Origin of the sequence: Mesorhizobium sp. M7A.F.Ca.CA.004.06.1.1 (assembly GCF_003999135.1) — a bacterium.
Classification (GTDB): Bacteria; Pseudomonadota; Alphaproteobacteria; order Rhizobiales; family Rhizobiaceae; genus Mesorhizobium.
Genome location: NZ_RZPQ01000102.1, coordinates 1 through 11,838, shown reverse-complemented (window position 1 = coordinate 11,838; position 11,838 = coordinate 1). Strand labels below are relative to the sequence as shown.

Here is an 11,838-nt window from a genome sequence, read left to right as displayed (position 1 = left end):
GCCCGCGAGACGGCAGCCAGGGTGGCGGCCGGTGCCTTGGCGCGCAAGGTGGTTCCGGGCGTTGTGGTGCGCGGCGCGCTGGTGTCGATGGGCGAAAAATCCATAGACCGCGCCAACTGGAACTGGAATTTCATCGGCGATGCCGAAAATCCGTTCTTCACCCCCGATCCGGCCTCCGTACCCGTCTTCACCCAGTATCTCGACGGCATCCGCAAGGCGGGCTCCTCGGTCGGGGCGGTGATCGAAATCGTCGCCGACGGCGTTCCGCCAGGCCTCGGCGCGCCGATCTATGCCAAGCTCGATCAGGACATCGCCTCCGGCCTGATGTCGATCAACGCGGTCAAGGGCGTCGAGATCGGCAACGGCTTCGAGGCCGCCCGTATCACCGGCGAGCAGAATGCCGACGAGATGCGCATCGGCAATGACGGCAAGCCGGTGTTCCTGTCCAACAATGCGGGCGGCATCCTCGGTGGCATCTCGACCGGCCAGGCGATCGTCGCTCGTTTCGCCGTCAAGCCGACCTCCTCGATCCTGACGCCGCGAAAGTCGATCGACAAGGACGGCAGGGACGTCGAGATCATGACCAAGGGTCGCCACGACCCATGCGTCGGCATCCGCGCCGTGCCGATCGGCGAAGCAATGGTTGCCTGTGCGATCGCCGACCACTATCTGCGGCATCGGGGACAGACGGGAAGGGAATAGGGGAATAAGGGAATATGTTGCGCTCTTAGCGCGGCCGGCCAAATCTTTTTGCTTTTCCCTACTCCCGTACTGCCCTACTCCCTTATTCCCTGCGAGCAAAGCGAGCACTTATGCCTTACGACCAGAAGAAGATCGTCGAAGCCCTGCGTGCTTTCGAACGCGGCGAGATCGTCGTCGTCATGGATGATGACGGGCGCGAGAACGAAGGCGACCTGATCGTTGCCGCCGTCCACTGCACGCCCGAAAAGATGGCGTTCATCGTGCGCCACACCTCCGGCATCGTCTGCACGCCGATGCCGCGCGAAGAAGCCAAGCGGCTGAACCTTGCGCCGATGGTCGCCGACAACGATTCCGCCCATACCACCGCTTTCACCGTCAGCGTCGATTTCAAGCATGGCACCACGACGGGCATCTCGGCCGAAGATCGCACTTTGACCGTTCGAAATCTTGCCAACGGCAATGTCGGTGGCTCGGATTTCGTCCGCCCCGGCCACATCTTCCCGCTGATCGCGCGCGAAGGCGGCGTGCTGATGCGCTCCGGCCATACCGAAGCAGCGGTCGATCTGTGCAAGCTCGCCGGCCTGCCGCCGGTCGGCGTCATTTCCGAGCTGGTCAATGATGACGGCACCGTCAAGCGCGGCCCGCAGGTGCAGGCTTTCGCCGAGGAGCATGGGCTGAAGCAGGTTTCGGTTGCCGACCTCATCGCCTACCGGCAACGTAAGGAAACTCTGGTCGAACGCGTCGCTTGCTCGGAAATCGACACGCTCGGCGGCAAGGCACAGGTCTTCACCTACACGCTGCCGTGGGACTCCATGCACCACGTCGCCATCGTCTTCGGCGACATTCGTGACGGCGAGGAGGTCCCGGTGCGCCTGCATTCGGAGGATGTGGTGACCGATGTGTTCGGCACCAGCCACCGGCTCGACGCCATTATGAAGGCAATGGGCGAGCGCAGGCGCGGCGTCATCGTCTATCTCAGAGAAGGCTCCGTCGGCGTTGCGCATCAGGAGCGCAAACGACCGGCAAGCGGCGACCGCGAGGATCACGAAGAGGCCCGCCGCCGCGAAAACGAGTGGCGCGAGATCGGGCTCGGCGCGCAGATCCTCAAGGATCTCGGCATCTCCTCGATCAACCTGATCGCCTCGCGCGAACGCCACTATGTCGGCCTCGAAGGTTTTGGCATCCACATCGCCAAGACCGAGATCCTCTGAGCCTCCCGCCGATCCGGTTGCCGGAGAAGACGGATGAATGCGCCCCTGCCTTCCAGCCAGCGCAGCGAGCGGCTTTTGCTGCGCCGCCCGGCAGAGGCTGATCTGGATTTCCTGATCGATCTCTTTTCGCGCGGGGAGCTTGTTGCGCATCGACCCGACCCTGTTCCGGATAGAGCCCAGCAGAGCGCCGCGCGGCTGAGGCGCGACATCGGTCATTGGGACAAGCACGGCTTTGGCCGCTGGGCAGTCGAGGCGGATGGAAAGTTGATCGGCTTCGGCGGCGTCACGGTATCGGCGGATTTCGACGGTCTGAACCTGTCCCATCATCTTCATCCGGCGGCCTGGGGACATGGCTATGCCACGGAATTGGTGATGGAAGCACTGCGCACCGCGTTCGGCCCCTTGCGTGCCGATCGGGTTGTCGGCCTCGTCCGCCCCGCCAATCCGGCCTCGCGACGGGTGCTGGAGAAATGTGGCTTCGCCTTCGAAAAAGAGGTGATGCTGCGCGGGGCGCCAACGATACTTTTGGCATTGGCGCACCCGGGAAAAGCCAATATTTCAGGCCCGGCCGCCTAGAGCGGCGCGCCCGGTCCTAAAGCCCGGACGCGCCGGAACTATTCCGCGGCAATCGCGGCTGCTTCGCATCCGTCCATCTCGCACTCAGTCGTGGCAAGGCTGCGTTGGCCGAGCAGCACCGTGGCCAGTGCGATCGTGCCTGAAGCCACCGACACCCAGAACCCGCTCTTGGCGCCGAACGCATCCACCATCGCGCCGGCCGCGAACGAGCCCAGCGCCATGCCGATGCCGATGCCGGTCATGACCCAGGTGATGCCTTCGGTCAGCATCGCTTCCGGCACATGCCGCTCGATCAGGCCGAACGCGGTGATGAAGGTCGGCGAGATCGCCACACCGCTGATGAACACGGTCAGCGCCAGCAGTGGCACGGTGTCGGCGGTGAGCGGCAACAGCGTGCCGAGCGCGACGAGGGCGACTGCGATGGCCAGCTGGCGTTTCAGCGGCGCCTTCAGGCTGAGCGCGCCGACGATGATGCCGAGCACGAACGATCCCAGCGCATAAACGCCGATGACGAGGCTGGCGGCGCCCGGTTGGCCAAGCTCCTTGGTGATCGCCACGGTGGTCACTTCCGTCGTCGCGAAGGTTGCGCCGATGAAGATCAGGGCGAGGGTGATGATCTGAACCGGCCGCAGGCGGATCGCCGAGCCGCTTGAGTTATGGTCGACCGGCCGCACCCGGGGCTCGGTCGAGCGTTGCAGGATGAAGGCCGCTGATCCGAATGCGAGAAATAATGTGCTCACCAGAACGCCGGCTTCCGGGAACAGGGCGGCACTCAGGCCGACCGATAGCGATGCCCCGGCGATATAGACCAGTTCATCGGCCACGGACTCGAAGGCGAATGCGGTGTTCATCTGCGGCCGCCCCCGGAAAATCTCCGTCCAGCGCGCGCGCACCATCGCCGGTATGCTTGGCATGGCGGCGGCCAGCAGTGCCGATACGAACAGAGTCCAAACCGGCCAGTCCTGGTTGGCCGCCGCTATCAGGACCGCGAAAGCCAGCACCGCGATGATGGTGGTGGGCACCACGATTCGTGTCTGGCCCAGGCGGTCCACCAGTCTCGATATCTGCGGCGCGACGAAGGCGTTGGCCAGCGCGTATGTCGCCGAGACGGCTCCGGCCAGCCAGTATTCGCCACGCGTCTGCGACAGCATCGCCACGATGCCGATGGGCGCCATGGCGATCGGCAGGCGCGCCATGAAGCCGGCGGCCGCAAAGCCCTTGGCTCCCGGGGCACGAAAGATTTCCGCGTAGGGATTTTGCATCGGTTGGTTCCTCGACAAAGGACGATTGGACAATTACATACGGAGCGTATGATCATTAAATAGACCATACGTCGCGTATGTCAATTGGCATACGTTGCGTATGTGAATAGGGCCAGAAGCCATGCACAGACCCCGCAAGGAGATGATCGCCGAGACGCGCGCCAAGCTGATCGCGGCGGCCCGTCATGCCTTCGGCACAACAGGCTATGCGGAAGCCTCGATGGATGATTTCACCGCTTCGGCCGGGCTGACGCGCGGCGCGCTCTATCATCATTTCGGCGACAAAAAGGGGCTGCTGCAGGCGGTCATAGCCCAGATTGACGGCGAGATGGCGGCGCGCATCAATGAGGTCGCGTCGAGAGCGCCGACCCGTTGGCAGCATTTCGTCGACGAGTGCTCGACCTATATCGAGATGGCGCTGGAGCCGGAAATCCAGCGCATCATGTTCCGGGATGGCCCGGCCGTGCTGGGGGATCCAGCGCAATGGCCGAATTGCAGTGCGTGCATCGCTTCAATGACCGACCATCTGACCGCGCTGCAGGAGGAGGGGGTCGTTGTCTCCAGCCTCGACCCCGAGACGGCCTCGCGACTGATCAACGGAGCGAGCAGCCAGGCAGCGCAACGGATCGCCAATTCGAGCGACCCCGAAGCGACGTCGAAGAAGGTGGTGACGGCGTTCAAGCAACTGCTCGAAGGCCTGCTCAAGAAGCCGGACCCGCAGTCGAATTGAAGTTCCCACCGGAGCTTTCGTGCCGGCAGCTGTTCCCGATAGGAATTTTTTCTTGACTCGGTGACCTCAGCTAAGGTACATATTCGTCCATGGTGCTGATTTGCGCCAGTGACCCGCCGCACAGGCGGGTTTTTCGTTTGATGCTCCGTCAGCCTACGCGCCGGCGAAGGCTCCGAAGAAACCCGTTAGCCCGAATTCGTTGCCCTTTGGCGTCAGGGCCGGCAATTGACAATCGCCGGGTTGAGTCCATCCTCTTCCACCATCTCTGAGGCGGAGATTCGGGGCACATGTGGGATTTTGAGATCGGCCGGTCGGTGTCCATCATGATGCGGACCTGGCCGTTCATCGTCTTTCGCATGATCGTCTATTTCGGCATCACGCTGGCCTACATTATGGCGACGGGCACCGGCGCCTCGGTCGGCTATGGCGTCGGCCATATCTCCACTGATCCCGACGGGCCCATGTCCTTTGCCCTGTGGGGCGGCGTGGTCGGGTTTGGCCTCGTCTCGATCGCTGTGTATTGGATCCGCGAATACATCCTCTATGTCGTCAAGGCCGGCCACATCGCCGTCATGGTTCATCTGATCGACGGCCGCGACATTCCCGGCGTCAGGACCAGATCGCCTATGCCAGGGATATCGTGACCCAGCGTTTCGCCGAGGCCAACATCCTTTTCGTCGTCGACCAACTCGTCAAGGGCGCCATCCGCGCCATCACCGGCCTGCTCGGCGGCATCGCCGCCTTCCTGCCGATACCGGGCCTGAGCGGCCTGGTCTCCTTCATCAACACGGTGATCCGCCTGTCGCTGACCTATGTCGACGAGATCATCCTCGGCTACAACATCCGCATCAATTCAGCCTCGCCCTTCGAGACGGCGCGCCAGGGCGTCGTGCTCTATGCCCAGAACGGCAAGGTCATGGTCAAGAACGCCGTCTGGCTGGCGGTCATCATGTGGGGCGTGTCGTTCATCATCTTTCTGATGATGCTGGCGCCTGCCGGCGCGATTCTGTTCCTGATGCCTGGCCAGCTCGCCGGCTGGGCTTTTGTGCTCGCCATCGTCTTCGCCTGGGCATTCAAGGCGGCATTCATTGAACCCTTCGCCATCGCCTGCCTGATGCAGGTCTATTTCAAGACCATCGCGGGCCAGGTGCCGGATCCGGCCTGGGACGCCCGGCTGGCCGAGGCGTCGTCGAAGTTCAGGGAGCTCAAGGACAAGGCGCTCGCCTCCTTCGGCGGTTCGCGCTGGGCTACGGCCGGCGCCACACCCTGATCGGCCGGGCGGGTGATGTCTGGTGAGGCAGAAACGGTGTTGAGGCGCGCCACGGTGGATTTGAGCTGTGTCTCGCCTTGCCCGGAAAAGGTCTCGCTCATGATCAGCTCCGGCAGCGGCAGCCGCCGTCCCCAGCCATGCGTTTCAAGGTCCGGTTTGGGAGCGAACTCGGAAACACGGCCGACGCAGAGATAGGCGATCGGCGTTACGTGGTCCGGAATGGCCAACAGCCGCTTTAGCGCCTGCGCTTCGATGATGCTGACCCAGCCTACACCGACGCCCTCGGCACGCGCGGCCAGCCAGAAATTCTGCACCGCGCAGACGGTGCTGTAGAGATCCATCTCCGGATTGTGCCAGCGTCCCAGCGGCGAACCCTTCGAGCGCTGCCGGTCGCAGGTGATGCAGATGTTGAGCGCGCTTTCGCAGATGCCTTCCAGCTTGAGCTTGCGGTAGAGTTCCTGCCGCTCTTCGTCGATCGCCGGCAGTTCCTGCTCGCGCGCGGCCAGGAACAGGTCGCGCACCTCCGCCCGTCGCTCGATGTCACGAATGACAATGAAATTCCATGGCTGCATGAAGCCGACCGATGGCGCGTGATGGGCAGCAAGCAGCAGCCGCGCCAGCACGTCGTCATCGATCGCGGTGGGCAGGAAATGGCTGCGCACGTCGCGCCGTGTGAACATGGCGCGATAGACCGCATCGCGCGCACTCTGGTCAAATCCGTCGCCAACAGCAGCGGTCAGGTGTTCCGGCATCGCTTGTCCCCTTGCGATTGCAATTGATATCATCCGCCTGACCATGCGGATGACGATGCCTGCCAGGCCGGTCTTCTGGCTCGGGATCAACCCGCGTCCGGTGCCTTCCCGTCATCGACAGTGGCATTTACCGGCGCGGTCCCCCTCACAGCGTTGGGCACGCCACGGAATTCAACCGTGTTCCCGATTCTCCCGCTTGCGGCGGGCACCAGGCAGTACCAAAAACCTTACGCCGAAGTGCTGAGGACGCCAATGCTTGCAGCGACGCGAATGGACGCAGTCGCGATTTTCCCCAGTCATCGGCCGCCCGTGCATGGCCTTTGTCGATCCGGGTCACTAGATTAGGACGATGACCACCCGTCTCTACACCCATCCGATCTTCCTCGAGCATCTCACGCCGCCCGGACATCCCGAGCGGCCCGACCGCTTGCGTGCCATCGAGCGCGTGCTCGATGAGGAAGCCTTTGCCGGGCTCGATCGTATCCAGGCGCCGGAAGGCGACGAGGCCACCATCCTCTACGCGCATCCCGCCGATTTCGTCGCCCGCGTGCGCGCCGCCATTCCCGACGAGGGGATTGCCCGCATCGATGCCGACACCACTGCCAGTCCGAAGAGCTGGCAAGCGGCGATCACCGCGATCGGCGCCGCCAACGCCGCCGTCGATGACGTCTTTTCGGGCCGCGCCGACAACGTCTTCGTCGCCGCCCGGCCGCCCGGCCATCATGCCGAAAAGACCACGGCCATGGGCTTCTGCCTGTTCAACACGGCGGCGATCGCGGCGCGTTATGCGCAGAAGAAACACGGTGTCGAACGCGTTGCCATCGTCGACTGGGACGTGCATCACGGCAATGGCACGCAGGACATTTTCTGGGACGATCCGTCGGTGCTCTATTGCTCGACACACCAGATGCCGCTTTATCCCGGCACCGGAGCGAAGAACGAAACGGGCGCCGGCAACATCGTCAACGCGCCGCTGGCGCCGCAGACTGGCAGCGAGGTGTTTCGCGATGCCTTCCTGTCGCGCGTCCTGCCCGCGCTCGACAATTTCGCGCCCGACCTGATTATCATTTCGGCGGGGTTCGACGCGCACCACCGCGATCCGCTGGCCGAGATCAATCTGACCGAGGATGATTTCGATTGGGCGACCGGCCAACTGATGCAGCGCGCGGCACGCCACAGCGGCAACCGGCTCGTCAGCCTGCTCGAGGGCGGCTACGATCTGCAGGGATTGGCATTTTCGGTCGCCGCCCATGTCGGGCGACTGATGAAAGGATGAATGATGGCCGATGAGACCAACGAAGACGTCAAGGCGATGAGCTTCGAGCAGGCACTCGATGCGCTGGAGAAGATCGTCGATGATCTGGAGCGTGGCGACGTGCCGCTCGACCAGTCGATCAAGATCTATGAACGTGGCGAGGCGCTGAAGGCGCATTGCGACCGGCTGCTGAAGGCCGCCGAGGACAAGGTCGAGAAGATCAGGCTGTCGCGCGACGGCAAGCCGGTCGGAACGGAGCCGCTCGACGCGGATTGAGGCCCGGTCCGAACATAGGCTCGCCTCACCGGTTTTTGGACATGATCATGATCGAGGATATAACTCGTCCCGATTGAAACAGCTCAAGGACAAGAGGAGATACGGAAGCGATGTGCAGAAACATCAAGACCCTGTTCAATTTTGATCCGCCGGCAACCCCTGACGAGGTGCGCGACGCGGCTCTTCAGTTCGTCCGCAAGCTGAGCGGAACGACGCGACCCTCGAAGCAGAACCAGCACGCCTTCGACCATGCCGTCGAAGCCATCGCGGCCTCGGCGCGCGAACTGCTCGATTCCCTGGAAACCCATCAGCATCCGCGTAATCGCGAAGAGGTGGCGGCCAAGCTGCGGGCAAAGGCGGCGATCCGCTTTGCCTGACGCGGCCAGGCGGCCTTCGACGGCCGACAAGGAGAGTCCATGAGCTTCTTCCCCGGGAAAGACCCTGAGGCAGGCGACGCCTTTGCCAGCGACCAGATCGAATTGATGGTCATTCCGAACGCCAAGGACATCGGCGGTTTTCAGGTGCGCCGTGCCCTGCCGACGGCAAAAAGGCGGCTGGTCGGGCCGTTCATCTTCTTCGACCGCATGGGTCCTGCCATCCTGCGGGCCGGCCAGGCGCTCGACGTCCGTCCGCATCCGCATATCGGCCTGTCGACGGTCACCTATCTGTTCGACGGCAAGATCCGGCACCGCGATTCACTCGGCACCGAAATGGTCATTCAGCCCGGCGACGTGAATTTGATGACCGCTGGCCGCGGCATCGTCCATTCGGAGCGTACGCCGGAGGAACTGCGTGGCGCGCCGATGTCGGTATCCGGTCTGCAGACATGGCTGGCGCTGCCGGACGACAAGGAAGAGGTGGCACCGGTTTTCGAGAACACAGGAGCGCTCAGGCTTCCCGAGATCGATGCCGAAGGCGTCAACGGGCGCCTCATCATCGGCGATTTCCAGGGGTTGCGGTCGCCGGTCAGGGCCGACTCGGAGACGCTCTACGCCGACCTGCGCCTGGCGCCCGGCGCCAGCGTGAAAATCCCGGCCGATGCGGAAGAACGCGCCATTTACACGCTGGAGGGCGAGGTCTCGATTTCGGGCGATGTGTTCCCAGCCGAACGGCTGCTGGTGTTCCGTCCCGGTGACGAGATCGTCGTGTCGTCGCTGACCGGCGCGCATTTCATGCTGTTCGGCGGCGCCTCTCTTGGTTCGAAGCGTTATATCTGGTGGAATTTCGTCTCCTCATCGAAGGAGCGCATCGAACAGGCCAAGCAAGAATGGAAGGCGGGCCGCTTCGACATCGTTCCCGGAGACGAGGAAGAGTTCATCCCGCTGCCGGAAAGCTGATGCCCGTCGCCGGAAAGTGGCAGAACGAAATGCATAGACAAAAGACTAGGGCCTGATCCGCGTCACTGACACGCATTTACTTTCGCCGGCCGGCGGCCTATTCGCCCATCAACCGAAAGCCCGAGCACAGTGAACGCAACGCCGCATACGCCGCTTCTCGACAAGGTCCGCATCCCGGCCGACCTGCGCACGCTTGCGGAAAGTGAACTGCCGCAATTGGCGTCCGAGCTTCGCGCCGAGCTGGTCGACGCCGTCTCCCGCACGGGTGGTCATCTGGGCGCCGGGCTTGGCGTGGTCGAGCTGACAGTGGCGCTGCACTATGTCTTCAACACCCCCGATGACAGGCTGATCTGGGATGTCGGCCACCAGGCCTATCCGCACAAGATCCTGACCGGCCGCCGCGACCGTATCCGCACGCTGCGCCAGGAAGGCGGTCTGTCCGGCTTCACCCGCCGCGCCGAGAGCGAGTACGATCCCTTCGGCGCCGCCCACTCCTCGACATCGATATCGGCCGGCCTCGGCATGGCCGCCGCCCGCGATCTCTCCGGCGGCCGCAACAGCGTCATTGCCGTCATCGGCGATGGCGCCATGTCTGCCGGCATGGCCTATGAGGCGATGAACAATGCCGGTGCGCTCGATGCACGGCTGATCGTCATTCTCAATGACAACGACATGTCGATCGCGCCGCCGACCGGCGCGATGAGCGCCTATCTGGCGCGGCTGGCCTCCGGCAAGGCCTATATCGGCCTGCGCGATTTCGGCAAGAAACTGACGTCCTATCTCGGCAAGCGCGCGGATCGTGCGATCACAAGGGCGGTCGAGCATGCACGCGGCTATGTCACCGGCGGCACGCTGTTCGAGGAACTCGGCTTCTATCACATCGGCCCCATAGACGGCCACAATCTGGAGCACCTGATCCCGGTCCTGAAAAATGTCCGCGACAATGGCGAAGGCCCGGTGCTCATCCATGTCGTCACCCAGAAGGGCAAGGGCTATGCGCCGGCCGAAGCCGCCGCCGACAAATATCACGGCGTCAACAAGTTCGACGTCATCACCGGCGCGCAGGCCAAGGCGCCAGCCAACGCACCGGCCTACACCAAGGTGTTCGCCGAAAGCCTGGTCCAGGAGGGCCGCGAGGACGACCGCATCGTCGCCGTCACGGCCGCCATGCCGAGCGGCACCGGCCTCGACCTGTTCGGTGAAGCGTTCCCATCGCGCACCTTCGATGTCGGCATCGCCGAACAGCACGCGGTGACCTTCGCCGCCGGCCTTGCCACCGAAGGCTGCAAGCCGTTCGCGGCCATCTATTCCACCTTCCTGCAGCGCGCCTACGACCAGGTCGTCCACGACGTCGCTATTCAGAAATTGCCGGTGCGGTTTCCCATCGACCGCGCCGGTTTCGTCGGCGCCGATGGCGCGACCCATTGCGGCGCCTTCGACACCACCTTCCTGGCGACACTGCCGGGTTTCGTCGTCATGGCGGCCGCCGACGAGGCGGAGCTGCGCCACATGGTGCGCACCGCGGCGAGCTATGATGAGGGTCCGATCGCCTTCCGCTATCCGCGCGGCAATGGCGTCGGCGTCGACATGCCGGAGCGCGGCTCGGTTCTCGAAATCGGCAAGGGCCGCATCGTCAAGGAGGGTACCAAGGTTGCATTGCTGTCTTTCGGCACGCGGCTGCAGGATTGCCTGATCGCCGCGGAGGAGCTAGGTGCTGCCGGGCTGTCCACCACGGTCGCCGACGCCCGTTTCGCCAAGCCGCTCGACCAGGATCTGATCCGGCGGCTGGCCCGCTCGCATGAGGTGCTGGTGACGGTGGAGGAGGGCGCCGTCGGCGGCTTCGCCAGCCACGTGCTGCAGTTCCTTGCCCATGAGGGCCTGCTGGAAAGCGGCCTGAAGGTGCGTCCGCTGGTGCTGCCCGACGCGTTCAGCGACCACGCCAAGCCGGAAAAGATGTATGCCGATGCCGGGCTCGATGCCGCCGGCATCGTGCGCACCGTGTTCGTGGCACTCGGGCACACAGTCCACGCCCAGCGCGCCTGAATCCCAGCGCGCCTGAATCAAAGTCTCAAAGACTTGAATTAGTTTGCCGGCAAGCGATCTTAAGGCATTGTTTACGCTGCCATTTGGCGCTTTGCTTACCGTGTCTCTTGGCCGTTTTTCAATGGCGCCCTGCTAGATCGTGATCAGGCAGGGAGACAACAACAATGAAAACGCTTCTGTGCGGCGCAGCACTTTGCGCCGTTATCATCGCGCCGGCCACAGCCGAAACGCGCTATGACCGCAGCCTCGAAAAGGCGGCGATGGGCATCATCGCCGGCAAGATGGGCGACATCCGCGGCGGCTTTTCCTTCAAGCAGGTGCCGCAATTGGTGGTTCTGCCGGCCCCTGTTCCCGCGCCTGCGGGTGCCATCGAGCCTGCACGCGAGCAAGCTTCGGGCGGCCGTGAGGATGGCTTGTCTCCAGC

At 63.6% G+C, this 11,838-nt stretch carries 11 protein-coding genes, 2 pseudogenes and 1 riboswitch; of the genes and pseudogenes, 11 read left to right on the top strand and 2 right to left on the bottom strand.

What is annotated here, in order from left to right:
* From aroC to EN906_RS09270, 3 genes are all read left to right on the top strand, one after another.
* The coding region (gene aroC, locus EN906_RS09280; RefSeq protein WP_127375146.1) for a chorismate synthase at nt 1-702 on the top strand (702 nt) is incomplete at its 5' end.
* A gap of 110 nt (nt 703-812) precedes the next feature.
* Nucleotides 813-1,913: a 3,4-dihydroxy-2-butanone-4-phosphate synthase gene (ribB, locus tag EN906_RS09275; protein ID WP_127268178.1), complete on the top strand. Its 1,101-nt coding sequence runs from the start codon at nt 813-815 to the stop codon at nt 1,911-1,913.
* A 33-nt stretch (nt 1,914-1,946) separates the two neighbouring features.
* A complete protein-coding gene (locus tag EN906_RS09270; protein ID WP_127268179.1) occupies nt 1,947-2,489 on the top strand; it encodes a GNAT family N-acetyltransferase in 543 nt (180 codons plus the stop codon).
* Between the two features lie 38 nt (nt 2,490-2,527).
* On the opposite strand, the gene EN906_RS09265 is transcribed toward EN906_RS09270, so the two are convergent.
* Entirely contained in the window at nt 2,528-3,751 is a 1,224-nt protein-coding gene (locus EN906_RS09265; protein ID WP_127268180.1) for an MFS transporter, read from the bottom strand.
* Nucleotides 3,752-3,872: 121 nt separating this feature from the next.
* Here EN906_RS09265 and EN906_RS09260 point away from each other — a divergent pair, with 121 nt between their 5' ends.
* Together EN906_RS09260 and EN906_RS09255 are read left to right on the top strand one after the other, a co-directional pair.
* A complete protein-coding gene (locus EN906_RS09260; RefSeq protein WP_127268181.1) occupies nt 3,873-4,481 on the top strand; it encodes a TetR/AcrR family transcriptional regulator in 609 nt (202 codons plus the stop codon).
* 287 nt (nt 4,482-4,768) lie between these two features.
* Nucleotides 4,769-5,751: pseudogene (locus EN906_RS09255) on the top strand (hypothetical protein).
* A 122-nt stretch (nt 5,752-5,873) separates the two neighbouring features.
* On the opposite strand, the pseudogene bluB reads toward EN906_RS09255, so the two are convergent.
* Nucleotides 5,874-6,503, bottom strand: a pseudogene (bluB, locus tag EN906_RS38170) (5,6-dimethylbenzimidazole synthase); the annotation flags it as partial.
* 47 nt (nt 6,504-6,550) lie between these two features.
* A riboswitch (cobalamin riboswitch) is annotated at nt 6,551-6,731 on the bottom strand.
* Between the two features lie 121 nt (nt 6,732-6,852).
* Here bluB and EN906_RS09245 point away from each other — a divergent pair.
* From EN906_RS09245 to EN906_RS09220, 6 genes are all read left to right on the top strand, one after another.
* Nucleotides 6,853-7,779 carry a histone deacetylase family protein gene (locus EN906_RS09245; protein ID WP_127270331.1) on the top strand — a complete coding sequence of 309 codons (927 nt, stop codon included), beginning with the start codon at nt 6,853-6,855 and terminating at the stop codon, nt 7,777-7,779.
* A gap of 3 nt (nt 7,780-7,782) precedes the next feature.
* The gene (locus tag EN906_RS09240; protein ID WP_127268720.1) at nt 7,783-8,034 is read left to right on the top strand and encodes an exodeoxyribonuclease VII small subunit; all 252 of its coding nucleotides are present in this window, start codon (nt 7,783-7,785) and stop codon (nt 8,032-8,034) included.
* 110 nt (nt 8,035-8,144) lie between these two features.
* Nucleotides 8,145-8,411, top strand: coding sequence for a DUF2277 domain-containing protein (locus tag EN906_RS09235; RefSeq protein WP_127268719.1), 267 nt, complete (start codon nt 8,145-8,147; stop codon nt 8,409-8,411).
* A gap of 39 nt (nt 8,412-8,450) precedes the next feature.
* A complete protein-coding gene (locus EN906_RS09230; protein ID WP_127270330.1) occupies nt 8,451-9,371 on the top strand; it encodes a pirin family protein in 921 nt (306 codons plus the stop codon).
* Between the two features lie 129 nt (nt 9,372-9,500).
* Complete coding sequence (gene dxs / locus EN906_RS09225) at nt 9,501-11,414, top strand: 1-deoxy-D-xylulose-5-phosphate synthase (RefSeq protein WP_127268718.1); 1,914 nt, start codon at nt 9,501-9,503, stop codon at nt 11,412-11,414.
* Between the two features lie 164 nt (nt 11,415-11,578).
* Nucleotides 11,579-11,838, top strand: a 260-nt coding sequence (locus EN906_RS09220; protein WP_127375145.1) for a hypothetical protein, incomplete at its 3' end; no start/stop codon positions are given.

Excerpts from the sequence above, each read along its gene's own strand:
- ribB (WP_127268178.1), top strand. The coding sequence starts at position 813 with ATGCCTTACGACCAGAAGAAGATCGTCGAAGCCCTGCGTGCTTTCGAA.
- EN906_RS09270 (WP_127268179.1), top strand. The coding sequence starts at position 1,947 with ATGAATGCGCCCCTGCCTTCCAGCCAGCGCAGCGAGCGGCTTTTGCTG.
- EN906_RS09265 (WP_127268180.1), bottom strand. The coding sequence starts at position 3,751 with ATGCAAAATCCCTACGCGGAAATCTTTCGTGCCCCGGGAGCCAAGGGC.
- EN906_RS09260 (WP_127268181.1), top strand. The coding sequence starts at position 3,873 with ATGCACAGACCCCGCAAGGAGATGATCGCCGAGACGCGCGCCAAGCTG.
- EN906_RS09245 (WP_127270331.1), top strand. The coding sequence starts at position 6,853 with ATGACCACCCGTCTCTACACCCATCCGATCTTCCTCGAGCATCTCACG.
- EN906_RS09240 (WP_127268720.1), top strand. The coding sequence starts at position 7,783 with ATGGCCGATGAGACCAACGAAGACGTCAAGGCGATGAGCTTCGAGCAG.
- EN906_RS09235 (WP_127268719.1), top strand. The coding sequence starts at position 8,145 with ATGTGCAGAAACATCAAGACCCTGTTCAATTTTGATCCGCCGGCAACC.
- EN906_RS09230 (WP_127270330.1), top strand. The coding sequence starts at position 8,451 with ATGAGCTTCTTCCCCGGGAAAGACCCTGAGGCAGGCGACGCCTTTGCC.